Source organism: Streptomyces sirii (genome assembly GCF_045690365.1).
Classification (GTDB): Bacteria; Actinomycetota; Actinomycetes; order Streptomycetales; family Streptomycetaceae; genus Streptomyces; species Streptomyces sirii.
Genome location: NZ_CP147982.1, coordinates 5,918,621 through 5,943,757 on the forward strand (window position 1 = coordinate 5,918,621; position 25,137 = coordinate 5,943,757).

The following is a 25,137-nucleotide window of genomic DNA, read 5'->3' on the forward strand; positions in this document are numbered from 1 at the left end:
TCCTAGGACAGGCGCACGCGCGGGTCGATGAAGGCGTACGTCGCATCCACGATGATGTTGAACACCAGGATCAGGGCGGCGCTGAAGACCAGCACGCCCATGACCATGGGCAGATCCAGGGTGAGGACGGAGTCGATCGCGAGCCGTCCGACGCCCGCCAGTTGGAAGGTGAACTCGGTGATCATCGCGCCGCCGAACAGCGAGCTGAGGTCCATGCCGAGGATCGTGACGATGGGGATCAGCGAGCCGCGCCAGGCGTAGCGCAGGAAGACGTACGAGCGGGACAGGCCCTTGGCCTTGGCGGTCCGGACGTGCTCTTCCTGCAGCTGCTCGATCATCGTCGAGCGGGACATACGGGTGTACTGCGCGGTGAAGATCGTGGCCATGACGAGCCAGGGCAGCAGCAGCCCCATGAACCAGCCCACGGGGTCCGAGGTCAGCTCCACGTACTTGGGGGAGTCCATGAGGCCGCTGTAGACGAACAGACCCAGGGCGATCGGGCCGAGGATGTAGATCTGCGCGGAGCTCAGCACCATCGAGACCGAGGTGAGGATCTTGTCCAGGAACGTGCCGCGCTTGTAGGCGGCGAGCAGGCCGGTGCCCAGGCCCACGGTCAGGAACACCGCGGCGCCGCCGACGGCCAGCGAGGCGGTGGTGGGCAGCCGGTCGATCAGCGTCGCCCAGACGTCCTGCTTGGTGGCGAAGGAGTAGCCGAAGCACGGGGCGTCGCAGTGGCCGATGGAGTAGTCGCGGCCGGCGAAGATGCCGACGAGCCAGTCCCAGAACTGCGTCGGCAGCGGCTTGTCGAGGCCGAGGTTCTGGTGGATCAGCGCGATGTTGTCCGCGGTGCAGTTCTTTCCGCAGGACATCGCGGCCGGGTCACCGGCACCGAAGAACACGAAGAACGTGAAGGCACTGAGCAGAAGAAGGATGACAACGGCGCCGAACGTCCGGCGAAGTAGGAATTGAAGCATGGCAGTTCGCTGCTCTCAGGACGGCGGCGGCAGTGGGCGTGAGGGGTGGGAGGACAAAGGGCCCCGGAGGGCGCGCGTTCCGCCGTGTGCGCGCCGTCCGGAGTGCCTTCGTCAGGTGGTCGCCTGAGCGGCTACCGCTACTTCTTCAGGTACAGCGTGTTCGGGTCGAGGTAGCTGACGTCCAGGTTGTACCGGGCGCCGCCGACGTTCGAGCCGTACAGCTGGAGCACCTTGGTGTAGAAGACCGGCGCGGCCGGGTTGACCTTCTCCACGATGTACTGGTGCAGCTTCTCCCACTCCGCGGTCGCCTTGGCGACGTCGGTGATCCCGGAGATGCGGGCGATCTCGGAGTTCACGTGCTTGTCGTTGACGTGGGAGTAGTTCGAGGCGCCGTCCTGGATCGTGGTGCCGTCGTACGACGGCGGGATCACGGTCGAGGCGTCCGGCCAGTCCTGGCCCCAGCCGGTCATGTAGATGTCGAAGCCGTTGTCGACCTTGCCCATCTGCTCGTACCAGGAGGCCGCGTCGACCTCCTTCTTCTGCACGTTGAACCCGGCCTTGGTCAGCGCGTCCTCGATGGCGACGGCTTCCTTCTGGCGCGACTCGGTGTTGGAGTAGGCGTACACGAGCTTCATGCCCGTCTTGCCCGCCTCCTTGAGGAGCTTCTTGGCCTTCTCCGGCTCGCCGTTGGGGTGCGTCAGCTTGCCGTAGGGGTCGTAGCCCTTCTTGTAGCCGGCGACGGTCGGGGCGAGCAGGCCGCCGGCGATCTCACCGCCGTAGCTGCCGCCGTTGAGCCGGACGATCTGCTGGCTCGGCAGCGCGTAGGTGATCGCGTCGCGGATCTTCTTGTCCTTGAGGCGGTCCATGTTGAAGTTCATCTGCCAGACGTAGGGCTGGTAGCCCTGCACCAGGCGCTTGCTCGCGCTCGGGTTGTCCAGCACGTTCTTGGTCAGCGTGGGCTCCACCGAGTTGGTGAGGCTCACCGCGTTCTTCGCCTCACCCTGGTCGGCCATCAGACGCTTGGTGGAGTCCGACGCCTGGTGGTTGAAGGTGAAGTTGTAGCCGTCCGGGTACGCGGTGCGCATCGGGTCCGTCTTCGGGTCCCAGTTCTTGTTGCGCACCAGCTGCATGGACTTGCCGGACTTGAACGACGCGATCTTGTACGGGCCCGAGGTCACCGGCTTGACGTCGTAGGCGTCCTTGGTGTCCTTGGCGCTGTCCGGGACCACGCTGTAGCCGGGCATCGTCAGCGCGTAGGGCAGCTGCGACTGCGGCTTGTCGAAGTGGAAGATGACGGTCTTCTCGTCCGGGGTGTCCAGGACGCTCTTGGGCAGGTGGTCGCCCTTGTAGGGGCCGTCCGGCAGCGCCTTGCGGTAGGTCGTGCCGGCGCCCGACAGCCAGGTCTGGATGTAGGTCGGGCCGTCGGTGATGAACGTGGCGTACAGGCGCTCTATGGAGTGGCGGATGTCCTTCGAGGTGATCGGCTTGCCGTCCTCGAACTTGATGCCGTCCTTGAGCGTGTACTTCCAGGTCTTGCCGCCGTCGGACATCTGGCCGGCGTCGGTGGCGAGGTCACCGACCACCTTGGCGTTGCCCTTGTCGTCCTGCTTGAACGCGGTCAGCCCGCGGAAGATCAGCTGCGACAGGGCCTTCATGTCGCTGACGTACATCTGGCCCGGGTCCAGGTGGTTGAAGCTGTCACGCTGGTACACGCGGATGGTGCCGCCCTTGTGTGCACCCTTGACGGCAACGGCCGGGCCGGTGGAGTCGGCCGCGGTGCCCATCGGGATCGCCTTGGCCTGCGCCGCGGCGTCCGCGTCCGTCTGCGCCTTGTCCTTGTTGGAGCCGCTGCCGCCGCTGCAACCGGTCAGCGCGAGTGAACCGGCCGCTAGGGCCACGATCACCGCGCGTGCTCTGCGCGTAGAAAGTGCGTTCATGAGTTCCAAGCACCTGCCTGTCAGTTGGGGTCCAGATGTGCTGTCCGAAGCAACCGGGGCAGGCCCGGGTGGTGGGGGTGACAGCGAGCCCCCCGCAAGTGGACGGTCAGCGACCGGACTTGGGGTCGAAGGCGTCGCGGACCGAGTCTCCGAGCAGGTTGAAGCAGAGCACGAAGATCAGCATGGCCGCGGCGGGGAAGAGCAAGAAGGTGGGGTCGTTCTCGTAGAAGCGGGCGCCCGACTGGAACAGCCGTCCCCAGTCGGGGGTCGGCTCGACGATGCCGACGCCCAGGAAGGACAGGCCCGCCTCCGCGGTGACGAAGAGCGGCAGCATGTAGGTGCTCTGCACCAGCACCGGCGTGACCACGTTCGGCAGCAGTTCCTTGCGGATGATCCGCCAGGGCGAGGCGCCGGTGATCTTGGCGGCCTCCACGAACTCCCGCTCGCGCAGGGAGAGCACCTGTCCTCGCAGCAGTCGCGCCAGACCCATCCAGCCCAGGAACCATTGGACGATGATCAGCGCACAGACACGTACGTACGTGGGCGTCTCGTCACCCGGGTCCACGAAGAGGGCCACCACGACCGGCATGAAGGCCACGAAGGTCAGCTGGCTCGGGAAGGCCAGCAGGAAGTCGATCACCCGGCTGATGAAGAAGTCGGCCTTGCCGCCGACGTAGCCGGCCGTCACGCCGATGAGGATGCCGGTGAGCACGGTCAGGATGGTCACCGCGACGGAGATGCCCAGCGACATCCGGATGCCGTAGATCAGCTGCATGAACACATCCCGGCCCAGCTGCGGCTCGATGCCGAACCAGTGCTCGGGCGAAATGCCCCCGTTCGCCCCGGCCGGGTAGCCGAACTCGTCGAGCAGGTTGGGATCTTCGCTGCCGTAGAACGTGTACGGGTCCTTCCCGTACAGCGAGCCGATCACCGGGGCCAGTGCCGCGATGACGAAGAAAGCCAGTACGACGATCGCGCAGATCATGCCCGTGCGGTCGCGCTTGAAGCGCATCCACATCAATTGGCCGGGGGATCGGCCGACGAGCTCACCGCCCTTGCTCTTCTTTTCCTTCTTCAGACCCTTGGGTCCAAGTCCCGGGGTATCGGACTTGGTAACCGCGGTCTGGGATGGACTAGTCATCGCGAAGTGCCCCCGCGCCGAGTTCTCTTGGAACGTGAAGCGGCGCCGAATCGCACCGCTGGATGAGCGGACTTTCGCAAGTGAATTACTGCGGAGTCAAGGGGATCGGGTGTGCTTGCGAACAGGTCGTCTACTTCTTGAGCGAAGATTGCGCAGATCGACGCCAGGGCGTGCTTGACAGGTGGGTGGGATATGCGGCATGGGGGACATATAGCCACCAACCGCTTTAACATGAAGGCAACTTCACTGTCGCAACACCGATATACGGACGCGCCATGATGAACACCGTACGGCCGTGCGGGTGCCGTAGACCGGTCGGGGATGCCACTGGGCGCCCCGACCGGTCGCCGTTTTGCACCCCTTCGCTCACTGCTCCGTTCGGGGCTGTTGTCCCGGCGCCGGGAGTCGAGTAGACCTGCGGTGGACGCCTCGTATACCGGGGCGCCGTGGGCCACCCTGGTACTTCGACACGGACGGGGGGCGGGCCGTGTCCACAGTGCGGGATCGCGATCTCACCCGCGGCGCGCGCCGCGCCGGCGCGCTGGTCTGCCTGCTGCTCGCACTGCTCAGCGCGGGCTGGATCGTCCGGGACCTCGCCGTCGCGCGGCACTCCGCGGACGTGTGGTGGACCTGGCTCGGGGACGCCCGCCGGCCGCGGGAGTCCACCGCCTGGGCCACCTCGCCGCTCGACCCGCTGCTGGTGCTCGGCGCGCTCGCCACCGCGGTCGCGGTGCGGCGCAGCGCCGTCTCCTCGCCCGTGGCCGCCGGCGCGCTGCTCTCCCTCGCCCTCGCCACCGCCCTGCTGCGCACCCCTCTGACCTGGACGTTGGGCGCGGGCCGGCTGCCGGGGCCGGACGGCGGGCTGACGGCGCAGGCGCGGGCGAGCGCCCTCGTCCAACTCGCGCTGGCCGTCGCACTGCTCGTGGTGGTCGCGGCGGACCGCCGACGGGGCGGGCGGGCCGGCCGCCATACGAGGCGCCCGGCGCGCGGGCTGGCGGCGGTGGCCTCGTCGGCGTACGGGGTCGTGCACACGGCGCCCCACGGAGCCGACGCGGGGCCGCCGGGGCGGCCGTACAAGGGGGCGGCCACCGTCGCCGCCGTCCTCCTGGGGGCCGCCGGGGCCGCCGTCGCCGGATGGGAGGTCCACTGGTGGGTGCGGATCGGCGGGGACGTCTACCGCAAGGGGCTGCTCGGCGACGCGTCGGTCTTCGGGGCCCTGCTGGCGCCCCCGGTGCACTGGCATGCGCTGGCGCTCGCGCTGCTGGCCCTGGGGGCCGCGGCCGCCGCGCTGCGCCAGGCGTCCTGGGCCCGGCCCGCGGCGCTCACCGCCGCCGCCCTGCTGGCCGTGCACGGCGCCACGGCGCTCGCCTTCGCCGGGCGCACCGGGCAGTTCGGCCGCCTGGCCGTGCTGCCCGGCGTGGCCAGGCTGGAGCTGGCCACCGCGGCGTTCGTGACGGCCGCCGGGCTGACCGCGCTGATCGCGGCGGCCCGCCCCGGCGCCCCGGACGCCACCGAAGACCCGGACGCGGTACGGGCCTACGGCTCCGCGCCCGATGCGGCGCGGCCTCCGCACGCCCCGCCCCCGCCGTCCACCCTCCCGCCCGGCTGGTGACGCCGGACGGGCATTCGCCGTATAGGACACATGGGCGACTCGATGTCCGTGACAAGGGAATCCCCGGTATTCGATCAAGGCTATCGCCCTCACCTATATCCCCGGCATACGTCCAGGGTTATCGCCCTCACCTATATCCCCGCTATCAGGCGCGCATCCCCAACGACCGCTTCAGGAATTCGACCTGGAGCAGCAGCAGGTTTTCGGCCACCTGTTCCTGGGGTGTCATATGTGTCACCCCGGACAGCGGCAGTACTTCGTGTGGGTGGCCCGCCGCCAGCAATGCCGAGGACAGCCGCAGCGAATGCGCCACGACCACGTTGTCGTCCGCGAGGCCGTGCACGATCAACATCGGACGGTGCGGCTCCACAGCTCCGGACAGTCCCTCGTCCGTGATCAGCGAATTCTCCGCATAGACCGCCGGTTCCTCGTCCGGGTGGCCGAGGTACCGCTCCTGGTAGTGGGTGTCGTACAGGCGGAGGTCGGTCACCGGAGCGCCGACCACCGCCGCGTGGAAGACATCGGGCCGGCGCAGCGCGGCGAGCCCGGCGAGGTAGCCGCCGAAGGACCAGCCGCGGATCGCCACCCGGTCCAGGTCGAGGGGGAAGGATCCGGCCAGCGCCTGCAGGGCGTGGACCTGGTCGTCCAGCGCGCACTGAGCGATGCGCCGGGAGACCGACTTCTCCCAGGCGGGGGAGCGGCCCGGGGTGCCCCGGCCGTCCGCGACGATCACCGCGAACCCCTGGTCGGCGAACCACTGGGAGGTCAGATGGGCGTTGTGGGAGGCGACCACCCGCTGACCGTGCGGACCGCCGTACGGGTCCAGCAGGACCGGCAGCGGACCGTCGCCCTCCGCATACCCGCCCGGCAGCAGCACCGCGCACGGAATCTCCCGCTCCCCGGCCAGGACGAGGCGGGGCCGGGCGGTCAGCGCCGGCTCCTCGGCGTACGAACCGATCGTGGCGAGGGTCTTCTCCCCGCCGTCGGGATCCAGCCGGACCACGTCCACCTGGGTGCCCGGGCGCTCCAGCGAGGTCTGCGACAGCACGGTCAGCGCGCCGCCGCGCACCGCGGAGGACACCGTCGGATACGGGCGCTCGCCCACCCGCTCCCAGCCGCCCTGGTCGCCGCTGCCGCGGAACCAGGCGCGATAGACGCCGATGTCGTGCATGTCGGTGCCGCTCGCGGAGAACAGGACGTCGTCCTCGCCGATGTCCAGTACGGCCCGCACATGCAGCGGCGCCCCGGTCAGCGGCCGATCGCCGACGAACAGCTTGCGCGCGCCGCCCTCGTCCGCGATCCGCACCAGCCGGCCGTCCGGCGTCCAGGCCGGTACGCCGGGGAAGGGCTCGACCCAGGCCTCGTCCTCGTCCTCGTGCACCGTGCGGGTCGCGCCGGTCGCGGTGTCGACGGTCAGATAACGCTGGTCGCGCTGGTCGCGGGCCTGGACCAGCAGCACCGGCGGACCGGCCGCGGACCAGTGCACGCGCGCCAGATACGGGTAGCGCCCGGTGTCCCAGGTGACGTCCGTGCGCGAGCCGTCCAGGCCGAAGAACGCGAGGGAGACCTCGGCGTTGGGGGTGCCCGCCGCCGGGTAGGCGACCTGCGCGGGCTCACGGTCCGGATGGGCCGGATCGGAGATCCACCAGCGCCGCACCGGCGCCTCGTCGACCCGTGCGGCCAGCACCGCGTCGCTCTGCGGCGACCACCAAAAGCCCCGGTAGCGGCCCATCTCCTCGGCCGCGATGAACTCCGCGAGGCCCCAGGTCACCTCGGGGCCGTCGGGTTCGGCCAGCACCCGGTCCGCCCGCGGGCCGCGGGCCGCCCCGTCGTCGTCCGACGTCGCGGTGCCGTCCACGGCGACCACCCGCAACCGGCCCTCGGCCACGAAGGCGACATGCCGTCCGTCCGGGGAGGGGCGGGGGTCCACCACCGGTCCCTGGACCGGGAGTTCGCGGGTGGTCCCGGCGCGCAGCTCGGAGACGAACAGTCGGCCGGACAGCGAGAACGCCGCCAACTCCACGGCGGAGTCCGCCGCATAGCCGACGATGCCGGCCGAACTCTCCCGGCTGCGCTCGCGGCGGGCGCGCTCCTGCGGGGGGAGCTTCTCCCGTGCGCCGGCCAGCAGGGCCCGCGGGTCGGCGGCCGTGAACTCCCGCCCCTCCTCCAGGTCGAGCACCCACAACCGCTGGCTGCGGTCGGTGCCCGAAGCGGAACGGAGGAAGGCGACGCGCGTGCCGTCGGGGGAGACGCTGTAGCCGCGCGGTGCGCCCAAGGTGAAGCACTGCGTACGGGCATACTGCCGCGGAAACGAAGGCTGTCCGGTCATGGGCCGAGCCTATAGAGCCTGTGCGGCCGATCGGGGCCGGACCGGCAGCGAGATGCCGGGGCTCACCGAGGTCGCGCTCGTGAAGATCGTGTGCGCCCCCACTCTGCTCCCGTGCCCCGACTTATGCGCTAGCGCGGAAAGTTATGATCCCTTGCGCGTAGTGGGTACGGGGTAAAGAGCCCTTGGCATACCCCGGTGGGCGGGTCCGTGGAAGCGGTCCGTGCACCATCAACTCTGACCGGACCGTGAGTACTTGGAGGTGAGCCGCCGTGGCACTCTCGATTTCGGCGGTGGTGCTGCTGGCGATCATCGTCTTCTTGCTTGTCAAGAAGTCCGGACTGAAGGCCGCGCATGCCTTTGTCTGCATGCTGCTGGGCTTCTACCTGGCCAGCTCGTCCGTCGCGCCGACGGTCAAGTCGCTGACGACGAATGTCGCCAGCATGATCGGCGGCATCAAGTTCTGAGCCGTCCTCGGACCGGCCCGCCTCCACCGCGCCCGCTCTCCGCCCGGCCGCCGGGCGGGCGAGCGGGATCGCATGGTGAGGGCGGGCCGGTCGGCTCGTAGGCTGTCGGCATGACCGCCCCGTCGCCTCTCACCGCCTCCGGCGGGGACGCCGCGCCTCGCGACGACGTTCCCGCCCGCCGTCTCCTGCTCGTCCACGCCCACCCGGACGACGAGTCGATCAACAACGGCGTGACCATGGCCAAGTACGCGGCCGAGGGCGCGCTGGTCACCCTCGTGACCTGCACGCGCGGCGAGGAGGGCGAGGTCATCCCGTCCGAGCTGGCCGCGCTCGCGCCGGACCGCGACGACGCCCTCGGCCCGTACCGCGAGGACGAGCTGGCCGCCGCGATGGCGGCCCTGGGCGTCGGCGACCACCGCTTCCTCGGCGGGCCGGGCCGTTACCGCGACTCCGGGATGATGGGCGCCCCCCAGAACGAGCGGCCGGACTCCTTCTGGCAGGCCCCGCTCGACGAGGCCGCCGCCGACCTGGTGGCCGTCGTCCGCGAGGTCCGCCCGCAGGTTCTGGTCACCTATGACCCGAATGGCGGATACGGGCACCCCGATCACATCCAGGCGCACCGCGTCGCCATGCGCGGTGCGGAGCTCGCCGCGCGGGCGGACTTCCGGCCGGAGCTGGGCGCCGCGCACGAGATCGGGAAGATCTACTGGAACTGCAACCCCCGTTCCGTGGTCGAGGAGGGCTTCGAGCTGCTGCGGGCGGCCGGTCGCGGCTTCCCGGGGATCGCCGCCGTCGACGATGTGCCCGGTGTGGTGCCGGACGCGGAGGTCACCGCGTCGATCGCCGGCGACCCGGCGCAGGTGGCCGCGAAGACCGCGGCGATGCGGGCGCACTACACCCAGATCGCGGTCGACGGGCCGTTCTTCGCACTCTCCAACGACCTGGGGCAGCCGCTGTTCGCCACGGAGCACTATCGGCTGGTGCACGGCGCTCCGGGCGCCCCGGCCGGCGCGAGGGAGGACGATCTCTTCGCGGGTATCGGCGAAATGGTGGGTATGCAGGAGAGTGCCCGGATTGAGGAGGTGGCGGAATGAGCACGGCCAAGGGCGGCGACGGTGGCGCGTCCGCCGGCAAGAGGGGCGTCGGCGGGTCCGCGGGCAAGGGGCAGCGGTCCCGGGCGGGTTCGGGCGGTGCGTCCGGCGCTCGGCCGCGGGCGCGGTCCGGCGGCCCCGTGGCGCCGACCGCCGGTTCCGCCGCGACCGCACCGCTGACACCCGGTCGAATCGGCCTGTATGTGCTGCTTCTGGTCGCGGGCGTGCTGGTCGCGATCGCCGGAACGCTGGTGCAGGCGGCCTGGTTCCCGGGTGGGCTGGTGCTGGCGCTGGCCGGTGTCGGCGGCCTGTTCTACGGGGGAGCCAGGGCGACCGGAACCCCGGCCGGTGTGCTGGCGCCCGGCGCGGCCTGGTTGGTGACCGTGTTCCTGCTGCTCGGCGAGGTGCGGCCGGAAGGCGACTTCCTGTTCAGCCCGGGGGCCGGTTCGTACATCTTCCTGCTGGGCGGCATCCTTGCCGCTGTGATCTGCGCCACCGCCGCCCAGGTGCGCGCTACGGGCCTGCGGCACGGCGGAGTTGGCGGATGACGTGGCCCATACCGGGACGAATGCCATGCCGGTGCGGGTGAGCGGCCCGCGCGCGGGGGTATCGCCCGTGGCGGCGGTCTTCGTACGCTCCCCGGGTGTCCGCCCGCGGCGGACAGTATGGTGGTGCGCGCCGTCGCGCCGCCCTGGGGGCACCCCTCGGCCTCGGGCCGGGGAACATCTCTGACGAGCGGCGGAGCCAACCGGGAGAACCTGCTTTGAGTCGTGAATCTGACAGTTCGTCCTCCGGCCCTCAGGGTCGTGGCGCAGCCGCGTACCCGTCAGGGACGCCGCCGTACGGCTCGCCCAGGGGAGATGCCGACGAGGCGCTGGCGCCCGGTGCCGCGGCGCGCCCGGAGGAGCCCAAGACCGAGACCACGTTGACGACGCGGATCAAGATCAACATTCCGGGTTCGCGCCCCATCCCGCCGGTCGTCGTGCGCAAGCCGGTCGGCGAGGAGTCCGGCAAGAACGGACCGGCCGCCGCCGGTGGTTCCGCCGCGCCCCGCGGCGCGACCCGCCCCGTGCGCGGCGCCGAGCGCGGTGCGGAGCGCACGGCGAACACGCCCCGGCCCGACGCCCCGGCGGACGAGGCCACCGCGGGCGGCTCGCCCGAGAAGACCAGCGACTGGTTCGCACCGCGCAAGGCGCAGGGCGGTCCGTCCGGTTCGTCCTCGACCACCGGGTCCCATGCGGCGCCGACCGCCCCGGGTGGTGCCACCCCGCCGCACGGCACCCCGGGCGCCACGTCTCCGCAGCGCCCCGACCTGCCGTACTTCTCCGATGCCCCGGCCCCGCAGGGCGGCGCGGCACCGTTCGACGGCGGTCCCGGGCCGAGCGGTGCGTCGCCCTTCGACGGCGGTCCGCGCGAGGCCTCCTCGCCGTTCGACGGCGTCGGGCACGGCGGCCCGCGGGGTGGCTCGCCGTTCGACGGCGCGGGCCCCGACGGCGGGCCGGCGTTCGACGCCCCCTCCGGACTCGCGCGCGACCACAGCCCGTTCGACGCGCCGGCGGGCCCCAGCGGCCCGACGACCGGACCGGCCCGCGGCAACTCCGCGCTCAACCTCCCGCCCGGCTTCAGCGATCCGCTGGCCGGCACCGGCAACGCGCCCGGAATCGGCGACACCGCGGAGCTGACCCCGCAGCCGCCCGCGCCGCTCGCCGGGCCCGGCAGCGGCCTCGGCCCCGGCGGCGGCATCTCGGGCGGGCTGCCCGGCGGGCAGGGCACCGCCGCGCCCGGTGGCCCGAAGGGCAGGCGCGGGGCGAAGAACGCCCCCGCGGGCGGCCCGCAGGGCGGCGCCCCGGCCGGCCGGGTGTCCGGCGACACCCTCGTCAGCGGCATCCCGGCGACCCCCGGGGCCGACGGACCGTCGTCCCGTTCGCCGTTCGCGGCCACCCCGGCCGGTGAGGCCGACAGCGCCGCACCGAAGCCGCGGCCCAAGATCCCCGAGCCCATCAACCCGCCCAAGAAGGGCCGCAACAAGCTCGTCCTCGCGGGTGTCGCGGTCGTGGTCCTGGCCGGTGTGGCCTACGGCGCCGGTCTGCTGCTCGACCACGCCGACGTGCCCAACGGCACCACCGCGCTCGGCGTCGACATCGGCGGCACCACCAAGGAAGAGGCCGTCAAGAAGCTGGACGAGGCACTCAAGAACAGCCGCACCGCGCCACTGAAGCTCACCGTCGACGGCAAGGCCGTCACCCTCCAGCCGGCCAAGGCGGGCCTGGACGTCGACACGCAGGCCACGGTCCGCAACGCGGCCGGCCGGGACTACAACCCGGTCTCCGTCATCGGGTCGCTGTTCGGCGTCGACCGCACGGCCAAGCCGGCGATGATCGTCGACGACGAGAAGCTGCAGGTCGCGCTGGCGAACGCCGCCGGTCCCGGGGGTGCCGCCGAGGACGGCGGGATCACCTTCGAGAACGGCAAGGCGGTGCCGCACTACGGCGCGCCCCACAAGGCGGTCGACGTCAAGGCGTCCAAGCAGAAGATCGCCGACGCCTATCGCAGCCGCATCGAGACCGGCACCGACACACCGGTCGTGCTCGCGGCCAGCACCCAGCAGCCGCAGGTCAGCAAGGCCGCGGTGGACAAGGCGATGAAGCAGTACGCCGAGCCCGCGATGCGGGGCCTGGTGACGGTCCGTACGGACGCGGTGCACGCGGTCTCCTTCAGCCCGCAGAAGTCGATCCCGAAGTTCCTGTCCTTCAAGATCGGCAGCAATGGCGAGCTGGTGCCGTACTACGACCGGTCGGCCCTCAAGGCGCTCTACGGCGACACCTTCAACGGTGTGCTGCTGACCAAGGGCGACGGTTCCAAGAAGCCGGTCTCCGTCGAGGAGGTGGCCAGCGCGGTCGGCAAGGCGCTGCAGGGCACCACCTCGGCCGAGCGGATCCAGACCCTCGGAGCGGACGCGGGCTGACGGGCGGCCGCACACCGGCCGACGGGAGGCCGCACACCGGCCGACGGCCGTCCGCCGGCCGACCGCCCTACGGAGCGAAACCGCAGGTGAACAGGCCCCCTGGGGGTTTTCTCGGCAGCACCCCGAGAAGACCCCTAGGGGGCTTTCCCCATGACAGATGTCATGGGGGAGTGCGGACAATCGGCACTGCCGCGCGCCGGGCGGATCCCGGAAGCTGAACAGCATGACGACCGCAGCGACCACCACAGCCACCACCGCCGAGGAGGCGGGCCGGGCGCCCGTGGTCAGCTTCCGTCAGGTCAGCCGGAGTTACGGCGCGGTGCGCGCGGTGGCCGACCTGAATCTGGAGCTGTATCCGGGCGAGACCGTCGCCCTCCTCGGCCCGAACGGCGCCGGCAAGTCCTCGACCCTCGACCTGCTCCTCGGACTGCGCACCGCCGACGCCGGCAGCGTGACCCTGTTCGGCACGAGCCCGCAGCGCGCCATAGAGCAGGGCAGGGTCGGCGCGATGCTGCAGAGCGGCGGCCTGATGGAGGGCGTCAAGGTCAGGGAGCTGGTCCGGCTGGCCCGCGATCTGCATCCGCGCGGCTACCCCCTCGACGAGATCTTGGCCACCGCCGGCATCACCGACATCGCCGACCGCATGGTCGACAAGCTCTCCGGCGGCCAGGAGCAGCGGGTGCGCTTCGCCCTCGCCACCGCCGGCGCCAACGACCTGATCGTGCTGGACGAGCCGACCACCGGCATGGACGTCTCGGCCCGGCAGACGTTCTGGGGCGCGATGCGCCGGCAGGCCCGACAGGGCCGTACGGTCCTCTTCGCGACGCACTACCTCGAAGAGGCCGACGAGATCGCCGACCGAGTGATCGTGCTGCACCGCGGCCGGGTGCTGGCCGACGGCAGCGCCGCCGAGATCAAGGCCAGGGCCGGCGCCCGCCGGGTCACCTTCGACCTCGACGAGCCGGTCGACGCCGACGCCCTCTCCGGCCTGCCGTTCCTGACCTCCCTGACGGTGTCCGACAGCGGCTCGGCCGCGGGCTCCGGCCGGCGGACGGTCCGCCTGCAGTCCCAGGACGCCGACGCCACCGTCCACGCCCTGTACGCCCTCGGCCTCTACCCGCGGCATCTGGAGGTCTCCGGCCTCGGCCTGGAGCAGGCCTTCCTCGCCCTCACCACGGCGTCCGACCAGACGCCCACCACCGCCGAGGAGGCGGCCCGATGACCACCCTGATCAAGCTGGAGATCATCCGCGCGCTGCGGAACAAGAAGTTCATGTTCTTCTCGGTGATCTATCCGCCGGCGCTGTATCTGATCATCGCCGGCGGCGCGGACAGCAAGCCGATCCCCGGCATGAAGCTGGACATGGGGCTCTACTTCATGGTCTCCATGGCGGCGTTCGGCGCCATGACCGCCGTGCTGCTGGGCAACAGCGAACGCATCGCCAAGGAGCGCGAGAAGGGCTGGGTACGGCAGCTGCGGCTGACGGCGCTGCCCGGCCGCGGCTATGTCGCGGCGAAGATAGCCGCGGCGGCGACGGTCAGCCTGCCCTCCATCGTGCTGGTCATGATCGCCGGTGCGGCGGTCAAGGGCGTCCGGCTCGAAGCCTGGCAGTGGGCGGCGATCGTGCTCGGCACCTGGCTCGGCAGCTTCGTCTTCGCCGCGCTCGGCGTCGCCATCGGCTACCTCGCCACCGGCGACGCGGTCCGCCCGATATCGATGCTGGTCTACTTCGCGCTGGCCTTCCTCGGCGGCCTGTGGATGCCGCTGACGATCCTGCCGCAGTGGGTGCAGAACATCGCCGAGTGGCTGCCCACCCACGCCTACGCCGCGCTCGGCACGGCGGTGGAGGCCGGCGGCGCCCCCCATGGCAAGGACATCGCCATCCTCCTCGGTTACCTTGTTCTCTTCGCCGGCGGCGCGGCCTGGCTGTACCGCAGGGACGCCCGCGCGGCGTGATCACGGATGAGTCGACGGTGCGGGGAGCAGGCCGGATGGGCGATGACTGAGGCGGGGACCGAGCGCAACCCCGTCATGATCGGGTCCCCGCCGCGCAACCGCCGGCAGGCGATGATCAAGTCGCTGTGGATCGTCATCTGGTTCCTGTACCTGTCCGGGCCCGTCGGCCAGCTGATCGAAGGCGAGCTGTCGGCGCGGGGCGAGGCGCTGGGGTGGACGGGCCTGTCGGTCTTCATCGCCGTCTACTTCGCCGTGGTCTTCCGGCACATGACCCACGCCCCGCTGGGCGGGACCGTGGTGCGGGCGATGGTGGCCTTCCTCGCGGTGCTCGCCGGGCTGCTGTCGTGGACCCTGGGTCCCAACTGGCTGGTGCTGTTCACCTTCGTCTGCGTGGCCTGTGCCGTGACGCTGCCGTTCCGGATGTCGCGCTGGGCCATACCGGCGCTGACGGCCGCCCTCGTGGCGATCGGCATGCGCTACGAGCACACCCGGATCTACCTCTTCGCCTATGCGCTGCCCTGCCTCCTGAGCGGTTTCGCCATGGTCGGCGTCCAGCACCTGATCCGTACGACCGCGCAGCTGCGCGAAGCCCGGGAGGAGGTCGCCCGGCTGGCCGCCAACGACGAGCGGCTGCGCCTCGCCCGCGATCTGCACGACCTCCTCGGCCACTCGCTCTCCCTGATCACGCTCAAGAGCGAGCTGGCGGGGCGGATGCTGCCGGACAAGCCGGCCGAAGCGGCCCAGCAGGTCGCCGACATCGAACGGGTCGGCAGACAGGCGCTGGTCGATGTCCGCGAGGCGGTCACCGGCTACCGCCGCCCCCGGCTCGCCGTCGAGCTGGCGGGCGCGCGGGCCGCACTGCGCACCGCCGGCGTCGAGCTCACCGTCGACCCCGCGCTGGACGGCGAACACCGCGGGCTCGCGGCCGACGAGGAGAGCGCGCTGGCCTGGGCGCTGCGCGAGGCCGTCACCAACGTCATACGGCACAGCGGAGCCCGCCGCTGCGAGCTGCTGCTCACCGAGGAGTGGGAGGCCGACGAGCGGCGTTTCTGCTGCCTGGCGGTCCTCGACGACGGCGCCGGCCCGCCCCGCGCCCAGCACGACGGCAACGGCCTCAGCGGCCTGCGGGAGCGCCTGGTCCTGGCCGCCGGCCGCCTGGAGACCGGCCCCGCCCCCCGCGGCCGCGGCTTCGCCCTGCGCGCCTACGTCCCCTTGGCCGCCCCCGCCCCTTCGGCGTCCGCGGCCTCGGCCCCCGAGGAGATACGGGGCACGGGCGAAGCCATGGGCCGCGGACCCGGCCCTGACCCATCGGACAGGGCCTAAGCTGGCCGCCATGATCAGAGTGCTGCTGGCCGAGGACCAGTCGATGGTCCGGGAGGCGCTGGCCGCGCTGCTGTCGTTGGAGGAGGACCTGGAGGTCGTCGCACAGGCGGCCCGCGGGGACGAGGTGCTCCCGGCGGCGCGGGCGCAGGACGTCGATGTGGCGTTGCTGGACATCGAGATGCCCGGCATCAGCGGGCTGGACGCGGCGGCAGCGCTGCGCGCCGAGCTGCCCGACGTGAAGATCGTCATCCTCACCACCTTCGGCCGCCCCGGCTATCTGCGGCGCGCCATGGAGTCCGGCGCCGACGCCTTCCTGGTCAAGGACGCCCCGGCGGCCCGGCTCGCGGACGCGGTACGCCGCGTGCTGCGCGGTGAGCGGGTCATCGACCCGGCCCTGGCGGCGGCCGCGCTCGCCGACGGCGCCAGCCCGCTGACCGGGCGCGAACGGCAGGTGCTGCGCACGGCCGCCGACGGCTCCACCAACGCCGAGATCGCCCACGCCCTGCATCTGTCCCAGGGCACGGTCCGCAACTACCTCTCCACCGCCATCCAGAAGACCGGCGCCCGCAACCGCGCCGAGGCGGTCCGCACGGCACGCGACAAGGGCTGGCTCTAGGGGCTCTCCCACCCCGCCCCGGCCGGTCGCCCCGCCGGGCGCGGGACCTTCGTCCCTGTGCGGTGCCGGGTGGCTTCGCGCAGGCTGGAGGTGTGACGGCCGCCAACCGAGGCACAACGAGCGATCGCCGCGCCACCGCGCTGCTGATCCTCGCGATCCTCGTCGTCACCGTCCTGGACGCGACGACCGGCCCGGAGCTGCACATCTCGGCCTTCATGGGCATCGCCCCGCTGTACGCGGCGCTGCGCTGCTCCTACCGCCACACCCGCCTGGTGGCCGCCGTCTTCGTGGTGTGCCTGACCTACGTCGACATCTTCACGGTGCCGGACTGGGCCCCGGCCAGCCGGGTCGTGGGCATCTTCGGCGCGGTCCTGGTGGCGGTCTTCTCCCTGGTGCTGTGCCGCACCCGGATCCAGCGCGAGGCGCTGCACGCCCGCACGAGCCTGGTGGCCGACACGGTGCAGCGGGCGATGCTGCGCGAGCTCCCACTGCGCGCCGGGCCGGTCGAGGCGTACGGCTTCTATGTCTCCGCCCAGGAGGGCGCCCGGGTCGGCGGCGACATCTACGAGGCCATCGACACGCCCCACGGGCTGCGGCTGATGATCGGCGACGTACAGGGCAAGGGCATGCCGGCGATCGGCGCCGGTCTGGAGGTGCTGGCGTCGTTCCGGGAGGCCGCGCAGTACCAGGACTCCCTGGAGTCGGTGGCCGAGCGCATGGAGAGTGCGCTGACCCGTTACCACGCCCGCTCCGTCGAGCAGGGCACCGACGAGCGCTTCGTCACGGCGCTGCTGATGGAGATGCGCGACACCGCCACCCGGCCCCGGGGCCAGGTGCTGTCCTGCGGGCACATCCCGTACTACCTGGTGCGCGACGGCACGGTGCACGAGCGCCGGGACGGCGAGGGCGGGCTGCCGCTGGGCCTGGGCCCGCTCAGCGCCGAACCGCGCCGCGCCGTACGGGTCCTGCCGGAGCCGGACGACTGGATCGTGCTGTGCACGGACGGCGTCACCGAGGCACGCGGCGAGGACGGCGAGTTCTACCCGCTGGCCCAGCGCCTGGCCGGCTGGACCGGTCTGGAACCGGCCGAGCTGGCCCGCACCCTCCGCGCCGACCTGGAGTCCTTCACCGGCGGCCAGCTGCTGGACGATGCGACCGTACTGGTCGTCCGGCGCCGTACCCCGCTTACGGGACTCGCGGCCGGGGCCTCCGGCACGGAGCTTCCCCAGCTGACGCCGGGCGTGGCGCCGCCGCTCAGTTGAGCATGGCGCGGGCCGCGGCGGCCTCGCGGCGGATCGCGTCCGCACCGGTCGGCTCGACGGCCTCCACCACCCGCGCGTACTCCTCCAGCTCGGCCGCCCCGGCGAGGAACTCGCCCCGCTGGACGAGCAGCCGGGCCCGCTCATGGCGCAGCCGCGCCGGATGGCTCGGCAGCAGCAGCGACAGGTCCAGCGCCCACAGCTGCACCGCGCTGTGCTCCGGGTGGGCCTGCGCCCAGGCTCGGATGTTGTTGAGCATCCGCAGCACGACGTCCAGCGTGCCGGCGGGCTCGATCATCTGCTCGGTCAGCCGCCCCCCGGTCGCCCCCGCGACCAGCAGCGCCGCGTCGTCGTCGGTGAGCGGCCGCCCGCCCCCGAACGGATCGGCCAGTACGTGCGCCCCGTACGGGTCGCCGAAGCCGACGACGAAGTGCCCCGGCAGCGCCACCCCGTACACGGGTGCGCCGGCCCGCCGGGCGACCTCCATCCACACCACCGACAGCAGGATCGGCAGGCCCCGGCGGCGCCGCACCACCTCGTGCAGCAGCGAGGACTCCAGCCGCCGGTAGTCGGCCGGGGAGCCGCCGAAGCCGCAGCGGGTGCCGAGCAGCTCGGCGAGGTTGCGGGCCCAGGCGCCCGGCCCGCCGGTCGGGGCGTACGGCAGCAGCCCGGCCAGGCGGTCCAGTTCGATCTGGACGTCGTCGATGCCCCGCTCGTCCAGCCCGGGGTCGGCCTCGGCGCCGATCAGCAGGCACAGCAGCGCCAGGTCGGGCGCGTCGGCGCGCGCGGCCTCGGCGAACAGCCGCCGCCGCGCGGCACGGGCGACCTGTTCCGGCTCGGGTTCCTGGGGCATACGAGCGATACTCCGTCAGTCGCGGCCGCCCGGCAGGGCACGCCGGTAGTGGTAGCCGTGGTGGTCGCTGAAGCCGAGCCGGTGGTAGCACGCCAGGGCACCCGCGTTGTCCGCCTCGACCTGCAGATACGCCGCGGAGGCCCCCTCGTCCAGGGCCCGCTCGGCGAGCGCCGCCGTCACCAGTGTGGCCAGCCCCTGCCGCCGCAGGTCCAAGTCCACCTCCAGCGCGGCGAACCCCGCCCAGCGCCCGTCGACGACCAGGCGGCCGATCGCCGCCGTCTGGCCGTCGGCGCCGCGCACCGTGGCGAACCACACCGAGGGGCCGCCGGTCAGCACCGCCCTTGCCGCGTCGGTGGGATCGCCGCCGTCGCCGGTCCGGTTGTACAGGGCCAGCCACTCCGGGCCCGCCTCGCGCGACAGCGTGACGCGGGTGGTGTCGGCCGCGGTGTCCGCGAGCGGCGCCAGCGCCGAGATCAGGACCCTGGTGTGCGCCTCGTCGCGCCAGCCGCGCCCGGCCAGCTCCGCGGCCAGCTCGTCGTCGGTGTCCGCCCGCCCGGTGGCCACCGTGATCACCGCCGGCAGCCCGCGGTCGCCGTACCACCGCTCGATCCGCCGAAGGGCCTCGTCCAGCGGGACGCCGGGGTCCCCGAGGGGCAGTACGGAGTTGGCCCGGCGGGTGAAGCCGCCGGAGGCGCGCAGCGTCCACTCCCCGAGACGTTCGGTCTCGACAGCCGGCCAGCCGCGGGCCGCGACCTGCTGGAGCTCCCGGGCGCCGGCCGAGGGCACCTTTCTGCGGGCCGGTGCGGCGGGCACGACCTTGGCCGCGACCAGTGAGGATTCCTCGATCCGCACACACTCGCCGCTGCGCCGTGTGATGCTCAGCACACCCTGGTCCCACGATGTGAGAACGCCGACCGCGTCCGTGAACGCCGCCTCCCCGGGCCCTCCCCCCGTCCGGCGCCGGACGGATACCCTTTTGCCCACGTCAGCACGGGTGATACGGACCTCCGCGCGACCGCCGGCCAGGAATTCCATCGCTCAAACCGCCCCTCTTGTTCGTCTCGTGCCCGGGAACGGAGATACTAGGTGGTGGGCATCGACGACGCCGCGCTCCCGCGCGCCCAGCGGCGGTACCGCCAATCGGTCCCGCCGGCCCTACCGAGGAGGAACGACAGCGTGACCTACGTCATCGCGCAGCCTTGTGTCGACGTCAAGGACAAGGCGTGCATCGAGGAGTGCCCGGTCGACTGCATCTACGAGGGCTCCCGGTCCTTGTACATCCACCCGGACGAATGCGTCGACTGTGGTGCCTGTGAGCCGGTCTGCCCGGTCGAGGCGATCTTCTACGAGGACGACACCCCGGAGGAGTGGAAGGACTACTACAAGGCGAATGTGGAGTTCTTCGACGAGCTCGGCTCGCCCGGTGGCGCCAGCAAGCTCGGTCTGATCGAGCGCGACCACCCCTTCATCGCGGGGCTGCCGCCGCAGAACCAGTAACGACCGGAGGGCCCAGGAGGGAGCCGTGCCGCTCCCTTCCGGCCTCCGACGTCGTCAGCGGTCGCACGGCGCCGCCCCGGACCCGTACGGCCCCGGCCGTACGGCTTCGACCCGCCTCGGTCCCGTACGGCCTTCCGCCGTACGGGACCGAGGCGTATGCGCCGAGGGTCCCGGCACCACCGAGAAAGAGAGCACCGTGGGCGCAGCCTCCACCCCCCAGCCCGAATCCTCCCGGGAGTCGCTCCGCGACCGGCTTCCCGTCTTCCCGTGGGACCGGCTGGAGCCGTACAAGACCACCGCCGCCGCGCACGCCGACGGGATCGTCGACCTGTCCGTCGGCACCCCGGTCGACCCGGTCCCCGCCGTGGTCCAGCAGGCGCTGACCGCGGCGGCCGACAGCCCCGGCTACCCGACGGTGTGGGGGACGGCCGAGCTGCGCGACGCGCTCACCGGCTGGGCCGCCGACCGCCTGGGCGCCCGGGGACTGGCGCACGCCAACGTGCTGCCGATCGTCGGCTCCAAGGAACTGGTGGCCTGGCTGCCGACCCAGCTGGGCCTGGGCGCCGGCGACAAGGTCGGCTACCCGCGCCTGGCCTACCCGACGTACGAGGTCGGCGCCCGCCTGGCCGGCGCCGAGCCGGTCGTCTACGACGCCCCCTGGGACCTGGACCCCGAGGGCCTGCGGCTGCTCTGGCTGAACTCGCCGTCCAACCCCACCGGCCGGGTGCTGAGCGCCGACGAGCTGCGCCGCACGGTCGCCTGGGCGCGCGAGCACGGGGTGCTGCTCTTCAGCGACGAGTGCTACCTCGAACTGGGCTGGGAGGCCGACCCGGTCTCCGTGCTCCACCCGGACGTCTGCGGCGGCTCGCCGGACGGCATCGTCGCCGTCCACTCCCTGTCCAAGCGCTCCAACCTCGCCGGCTACCGCTCCGCCTTCCTCGTCGGCGACGCCGCGGTCCTCGGCGACCTGCTGCAGATCCGCAAGCACGGCGGCATGATGATCGCGGCGCCCGTCCAGGCCGCCACCGTCGCCGCGCTCGGGGACACCGCCCATGTCGCCGAGCAGCGTGCGCGCTACGCCCGCCGCCGCGCCGCGCTGCGCGGCGCCTTCGAGGCCGCGGGCTTCCGCATCGAGCACAGCGAGGCGTCGCTCTACCTGTGGGCGACCCGCGACGAGCCCTGCTGGGACACCGTCGGCGAGCTCGCCAAGCGCGGCATCCTCGTCGCCCCCGGCGAGTTCTACGGCCCGGCGGGGGAGCGGTTCGTACGGATCGCCTTCACCGCCACCGACGAGCGGGTCGACGCCGCGGTGCGCCGCCTGGCGGAGTAGCCGGCGGAGTAGGACGGCACACACATGCGCGGGGGCCCGGGGAGAGCGAACTCCCCGGGCCCCCGCGCACGCGTACGCCGGTGGGGCGGTCAGCCGCCGAGCGGGAGTCCGCCGAGCAGGGCCTGGCCGGCGAGGCCCATGGCCGCGTCGACCGGCAGCTTGTTGGTCGTGATGCCGTCCTTGGTGAACGGGCGGGCCGTGCCCTCGGCCTGCTGCGCGGCACCCTGGGTGACCGGCAGGACCTTCTTGACGGCGGGGGCCGCGGTCTCGACGAGCGCCGGGGCGAGCTTGGTCACCGCCTTCTTGCCGGTCGCGTTCAGCACGCCGGCGCCGTCGTGCGCGGCGTGGTCGAGCGCCTTGTTGGTGTTGCGGGAGTCCAGGGGCGCGGTCAGCCCGCCCAGGTCGGGCGCCTTGTCGGGCAGTGCCGCGGCGCTGGCGGAGCCGGCCGCACCGACCACGGGAGCGGCACCTGCTGCGACGAGCAGGGCGGCTCGGGCGATCCGACGCGTAACGGGGAGGGACATGGTGCTCCTTTTACGGAGAAGGACTCGTACTTCTGACAGATGTGCCATGTCCGCCGGGCGGACGCACTGACTACCGCTTCAGACCCCCGAAGGTTGCGGTGAATTAAGGTAAAGAATTGGTAACGCGACACATATTCGGCCGCGACGGAAGGCGGGCGATATGCGTGCGCGGCGCGAGGGGCGGAAACGCCACCGCCCTTATGCCGCAAGGGAATTGGCGGCAGCGCGGGCCTTTGTGATCTCAATTCCCCTTACCGCGAGGGGAATTACCGCCGTCCGATCGGCGGCGCACTCAAGGGCGCCCCGGCGGACTATTGCGCGGTGATAATACGAACGTCGCGCTCGTTCTTGGTCGAACCGGCCGGCTTGTGCTGCCAGCCCTTGTCCGAATCGGCCGCCGACCACGTCCGGCCGGCATAAGAGATCTGTTCGATGCGCAGCTCCGCGGAGTGCGCCATCGCCCACACGGCCAGCTCCCAGCCGCGTCGCGAGGCGTCGCCCGCCGCCACCGGTCCGACCGGCCGCACCGGCACCGTCAGGCCGCGCTCGCCGCCCGCACCGCGCCCGGCCGCGCTCTCCGTCCGCGGCAGCACCTCGGGCCCGAACTCCCGCACCAGCTTCTCGCGCACCTTGGCGGCGCCGCCCGCCTTGCTGTCCACCGGCCGGCTCTCGGTGCAGGTCATCGCACCCCCGTCGCGGCCGGTCAGCGCCCCGGTCAGCCGTGCGGCGTTCGCCTCGTGCTTCGCGTACGCCTGCGGATAGCCGCTGCGCTGCACCTTCTGCGCGGCGACGGTCAGCGGCAGCCGGGAGTAGCCGGGGACCTTCGCCAGATGCCGGTAGAACTCCCCGGCCGAGTACACCGGGTCCATGATCTGCTTCACGGTGCCCCAGTCCTGGGACGGCCGCTGCTGGAAGAGCCCGACCGAGTCCCGGTCGCCGAAGTCGATGTTGCGCAGCCCCGACTCCTGCATCGCGGTCGCCAGCGCGATGGTCACCGCCCGCTCCGGCAGCCCGCGCGAGGACGCCACCGCCGAGATGGTCGCGGCGTTGGCGGCCTGCTCGGGGGAGAGCTCGTAGTCCTTCTCGTCGCCCTGGGCGCGCACCGTGCAGCGCGGCGCGCCCGGTCCGCCGGTCACGTACTGCACCACCAGGTAGCAGGCCAGTCCGAGCAGGACGGCGAAGGCGGCGGCGGTACGCCAGAGGCGCTTGCGGCGCTGGGGGGCTGCGGGCTGGGCGGACACGAGCCCACCGTACTGGAGTGCTGCGGATAGGGTCGGCCCATGGAGCGCTCCACACACCACCCCGCCCTCGACCTGTCGCTGGACGCCGCGCAGCTCACCGCGCAGCTCGTCGACTTCCCCTCCGTCAGCGGCGAGGAAGCGGACCTGGCCGACGCCGTCGAGAACGCCCTGCGCGCACTGCCGCATCTGACCGTCGACCGCTACGGCAACAACGTCGTGGCCCGTACGCAGCTGGGCCGCGCCGAGCGGGTGGTGCTCGCCGGACACCTCGACACCGTCCCGATCGCGGACAACCCCCCTAATGTCCCTTCCCGGCTCGACGCGGACGGCGTCCTGTGGGGCTGCGGCACCTGCGACATGAAGTCCGGCGTCGCCGTCCAGCTGCGGATGGCCGCCACGGTCCCCGCGCCCAACCGCGACCTGACCTTCGTCTTCTACGACAACGAAGAGGTCGCCGCGCACCTCAACGGCCTCGGCAAGGTCGCCGAGGCGCACCCCGACTGGCTCGCCGGGGACTTCGCCGTCCTCCTGGAGCCGTCCGACGGCCAGGTGGAGGGCGGCTGCCAGGGCACCCTACGGGTCCTGCTGCGCACCACCGGGGAGCGCGCGCACTCCGCCCGCAGCTGGATGGGCGCCAACGCGATCCACGCGGCCGCCCCGATCCTGGCGAAGCTCGCCGCGTACGAGCCGCGCCGCCCCGTGATCGACGGCCTCGAATACCGCGAGGGCCTCAACGCCGTACGCGTCGAGGCCGGCGTGGCCAACAACGTCATCCCCGACGCCTGCACGGTCACCGTCAACTTCCGCTACGCGCCCGACCGCACCCCCGACGAGGCGATCGCGCACGTCCGCGAGGTCTTCGCGGACTGCCCGGTGGACGAGTTCCTCGTCGACGACCACTCGCCGGGCGCGCTGCCGGGGCTCTCCCACCCGGCCGCCAAGGCGTTCATGGAGTCCGTCGGCGGCCGGGCGATGCCCAAGTTCGGCTGGACCGATGTGTCCCGTTTCAGCGCCCTGGGCGTCCCGGCCGTCAACTACGGTCCCGGTGCCCCCCTGCTCGCGCACAAGAAGGACGAGCGGGTCGAGGTCGAGCGCATCCTGCACTGCGAGGAGCGGCTGCGCACCTGGCTGACGGCCTGATCGCCCGCCCGGCGCCCCGGGGACCGGCCGCCGACCGACTTCGTACGAGCCGAATTCCCTTGCTGTGCACGTCGGCGGATCTAGGCTGAAACGGCAAACGATCTGTCTGCGGAGGGAGTACGTCATGGCCAATCCCGAGGGAGCGCCGGTCCCCGAGGAGCAGCGGCTGGGTCCCGTTCTGCGCCGTCACGACCAGGTGCAGGCGGGCACCACGGACCAGCGGCTGCTGGACTCCGAAGGCCCCTCCGAGTGGGTGCACACCGATCCCTGGCGCGTGATGCGCATCCAGTCCGAGTTCGTCGAGGGCTTCGGTGCGCTGGCCGAGCTGGGGCCGGCCGTCAGCGTCTTCGGCTCGGCCCGTACGCCGCGCGACTCCAAGGAGTACGACGCCGGTGTGCGGATCGGGCGTGCACTGGTCGACGCCGGGTTCGCGGTGATCACCGGTGGCGGCCCCGGCGCCATGGAGGCCGCCAACAAGGGCGCCAACGAGGCGGGCGGGATCTCGGTCGGGCTGGGCATCGAGCTGCCCTTCGAGCAGGGCATGAACGACTATGTGAACCTCGGCGTCGACTTCCGGTACTTCTTCGTCCGCAAGACGTGTTTTGTGAAGTACGCCCGGGGGTTCGTGGTGCTCCCCGGGGGCCTCGGCACGCTCGACGAGCTCTTCGAGGCGCTCACCCTCGTCCAGACCCGCAAGGTCACCCGCTTCCCGATCGTGCTGTTCGGCACGGCCTACTGGAGCGGCCTGATCGACTGGCTGCGCGACACCGTCATCGCCGAGGGCAAGGCCTCGATGCACGATCTGGAGCTGTTCCACCTCAGCGACGACGTGGACGAGGCGATCGCGCTGGTGACCAAGGAGGTCGGGATCTGAGGGCCCGGTGG

At 72.1% G+C, this 25,137-nt stretch carries 22 protein-coding genes; 14 read left to right on the forward strand and 8 right to left on the reverse strand.

Features of this window, described 5'->3' with window-relative positions:
- Positions 1 to 2: 2 nt before the first annotated feature.
- From WAB15_RS26780 to WAB15_RS26790, 3 genes are all read right to left on the reverse strand, one after another.
- Positions 3 to 974, reverse strand: coding sequence for an ABC transporter permease (locus tag WAB15_RS26780; protein WP_407287815.1), 972 nt, complete (start codon positions 972 to 974; stop codon positions 3 to 5).
- A 137-nt stretch (positions 975 to 1,111) separates the two neighbouring features.
- Positions 1,112 to 2,911, reverse strand: coding sequence for an ABC transporter substrate-binding protein (locus WAB15_RS26785; RefSeq protein ID WP_407287816.1), 1,800 nt, complete (start codon positions 2,909 to 2,911; stop codon positions 1,112 to 1,114).
- A gap of 106 nt (positions 2,912 to 3,017) precedes the next feature.
- Positions 3,018 to 4,052 carry an ABC transporter permease gene (locus WAB15_RS26790; protein ID WP_407287817.1) on the reverse strand — a complete coding sequence of 345 codons (1,035 nt, stop codon included), beginning with the start codon at positions 4,050 to 4,052 and terminating at the stop codon, positions 3,018 to 3,020.
- 487 nt (positions 4,053 to 4,539) lie between these two features.
- Between WAB15_RS26790 and WAB15_RS26795 the strand changes: the two genes are divergently transcribed.
- Positions 4,540 to 5,664 carry a hypothetical protein gene (locus WAB15_RS26795; protein WP_399149707.1) on the forward strand — a complete coding sequence of 375 codons (1,125 nt, stop codon included), beginning with the start codon at positions 4,540 to 4,542 and terminating at the stop codon, positions 5,662 to 5,664.
- Positions 5,665 to 5,809: 145 nt separating this feature from the next.
- Here WAB15_RS26795 and WAB15_RS26800 read toward each other — a convergent pair whose 3' ends face one another.
- Positions 5,810 to 7,993, reverse strand: a complete 2,184-nt coding sequence (locus WAB15_RS26800; protein ID WP_407287818.1) for a prolyl oligopeptidase family serine peptidase — start codon at positions 7,991 to 7,993, stop codon at positions 5,810 to 5,812.
- Between the two features lie 269 nt (positions 7,994 to 8,262).
- Between WAB15_RS26800 and WAB15_RS26805 the strand changes: the two genes are divergently transcribed.
- The 9 genes from WAB15_RS26805 to WAB15_RS26845 all read left to right on the forward strand — a co-directional run bounded on the left by WAB15_RS26805 (position 8,263) and on the right by WAB15_RS26845 (position 17,670).
- Positions 8,263 to 8,457, forward strand: coding sequence for a hypothetical protein (locus WAB15_RS26805; RefSeq protein WP_384432225.1), 195 nt, complete (start codon positions 8,263 to 8,265; stop codon positions 8,455 to 8,457).
- 110 nt (positions 8,458 to 8,567) lie between these two features.
- Positions 8,568 to 9,551 (forward strand): N-acetyl-1-D-myo-inositol-2-amino-2-deoxy-alpha-D-glucopyranoside deacetylase, encoded by a 984-nt coding sequence (gene mshB, locus WAB15_RS26810; RefSeq protein WP_399149705.1) that lies wholly within the window; start codon positions 8,568 to 8,570, stop codon positions 9,549 to 9,551.
- Positions 9,548 to 10,096 carry a DUF6113 family protein gene (locus WAB15_RS26815; RefSeq protein ID WP_399149704.1) on the forward strand — a complete coding sequence of 183 codons (549 nt, stop codon included), beginning with the start codon at positions 9,548 to 9,550 and terminating at the stop codon, positions 10,094 to 10,096. Before mshB ends, WAB15_RS26815 begins: the two co-directional genes overlap by 4 nt.
- A gap of 215 nt (positions 10,097 to 10,311) precedes the next feature.
- On the forward strand, positions 10,312 to 12,513 hold the full coding sequence (locus WAB15_RS26820) for a hypothetical protein (protein ID WP_407287819.1): 2,202 nt from the start codon (positions 10,312 to 10,314) through the stop codon (positions 12,511 to 12,513).
- Positions 12,514 to 12,736: 223 nt separating this feature from the next.
- Positions 12,737 to 13,735 (forward strand): ABC transporter ATP-binding protein, encoded by a 999-nt coding sequence (locus WAB15_RS26825; protein WP_407287820.1) that lies wholly within the window; start codon positions 12,737 to 12,739, stop codon positions 13,733 to 13,735.
- A complete protein-coding gene (locus WAB15_RS26830; RefSeq protein WP_407287821.1) occupies positions 13,732 to 14,469 on the forward strand; it encodes an ABC transporter permease in 738 nt (245 codons plus the stop codon). The genes WAB15_RS26825 and WAB15_RS26830 overlap by 4 nt, the downstream gene beginning before the upstream one ends.
- A gap of 42 nt (positions 14,470 to 14,511) precedes the next feature.
- Positions 14,512 to 15,792: a sensor histidine kinase gene (locus WAB15_RS26835; protein WP_407287822.1), complete on the forward strand. Its 1,281-nt coding sequence runs from the start codon at positions 14,512 to 14,514 to the stop codon at positions 15,790 to 15,792.
- Positions 15,793 to 15,802: 10 nt separating this feature from the next.
- Positions 15,803 to 16,408 carry a response regulator gene (locus tag WAB15_RS26840; protein ID WP_399149699.1) on the forward strand — a complete coding sequence of 202 codons (606 nt, stop codon included), beginning with the start codon at positions 15,803 to 15,805 and terminating at the stop codon, positions 16,406 to 16,408.
- Positions 16,409 to 16,500: 92 nt separating this feature from the next.
- The gene (locus WAB15_RS26845; protein ID WP_407287823.1) at positions 16,501 to 17,670 is read left to right on the forward strand and encodes a PP2C family protein-serine/threonine phosphatase; all 1,170 of its coding nucleotides are present in this window, start codon (positions 16,501 to 16,503) and stop codon (positions 17,668 to 17,670) included.
- On the opposite strand, the gene WAB15_RS26850 is transcribed toward WAB15_RS26845, so the two are convergent.
- Both WAB15_RS26850 and WAB15_RS26855 read right to left on the reverse strand, forming a co-directional pair.
- On the reverse strand, positions 17,663 to 18,520 hold the full coding sequence (locus WAB15_RS26850; protein ID WP_399149697.1) for a tetratricopeptide repeat protein: 858 nt from the start codon (positions 18,518 to 18,520) through the stop codon (positions 17,663 to 17,665). The genes WAB15_RS26845 and WAB15_RS26850 overlap by 8 nt on opposite strands.
- A gap of 15 nt (positions 18,521 to 18,535) precedes the next feature.
- Positions 18,536 to 19,555, reverse strand: coding sequence for a GNAT family N-acetyltransferase (locus WAB15_RS26855; RefSeq protein WP_407287824.1), 1,020 nt, complete (start codon positions 19,553 to 19,555; stop codon positions 18,536 to 18,538).
- A gap of 141 nt (positions 19,556 to 19,696) precedes the next feature.
- On the opposite strand from WAB15_RS26855, the gene fdxA reads away from it, so the two are divergent.
- The gene (gene fdxA / locus WAB15_RS26860) at positions 19,697 to 20,017 is read left to right on the forward strand and encodes a ferredoxin (protein WP_187811607.1); all 321 of its coding nucleotides are present in this window, start codon (positions 19,697 to 19,699) and stop codon (positions 20,015 to 20,017) included.
- Positions 20,018 to 20,213: 196 nt separating this feature from the next.
- Positions 20,214 to 21,347 (forward strand): succinyldiaminopimelate transaminase, encoded by a 1,134-nt coding sequence (gene dapC, locus WAB15_RS26865; protein ID WP_407287825.1) that lies wholly within the window; start codon positions 20,214 to 20,216, stop codon positions 21,345 to 21,347.
- 89 nt (positions 21,348 to 21,436) lie between these two features.
- On the opposite strand, the gene WAB15_RS26870 is transcribed toward dapC, so the two are convergent.
- Together WAB15_RS26870 and WAB15_RS26875 are read right to left on the reverse strand one after the other, a co-directional pair.
- The gene (locus tag WAB15_RS26870; RefSeq protein WP_399149694.1) at positions 21,437 to 21,871 is read right to left on the reverse strand and encodes an ATP-binding protein; all 435 of its coding nucleotides are present in this window, start codon (positions 21,869 to 21,871) and stop codon (positions 21,437 to 21,439) included.
- Positions 21,872 to 22,182: 311 nt separating this feature from the next.
- Positions 22,183 to 23,112, reverse strand: coding sequence for a heavy metal transporter (locus tag WAB15_RS26875; RefSeq protein WP_399149693.1), 930 nt, complete (start codon positions 23,110 to 23,112; stop codon positions 22,183 to 22,185).
- A 39-nt stretch (positions 23,113 to 23,151) separates the two neighbouring features.
- On the opposite strand from WAB15_RS26875, the gene dapE reads away from it, so the two are divergent.
- Positions 23,152 to 24,252 (forward strand): succinyl-diaminopimelate desuccinylase, encoded by a 1,101-nt coding sequence (gene dapE / locus WAB15_RS26880; protein ID WP_407287826.1) that lies wholly within the window; start codon positions 23,152 to 23,154, stop codon positions 24,250 to 24,252.
- Positions 24,253 to 24,376: 124 nt separating this feature from the next.
- A complete protein-coding gene (locus WAB15_RS26885; RefSeq protein ID WP_407287827.1) occupies positions 24,377 to 25,126 on the forward strand; it encodes a TIGR00730 family Rossman fold protein in 750 nt (249 codons plus the stop codon).
- Positions 25,127 to 25,137: the final 11 nt, after the last annotated feature.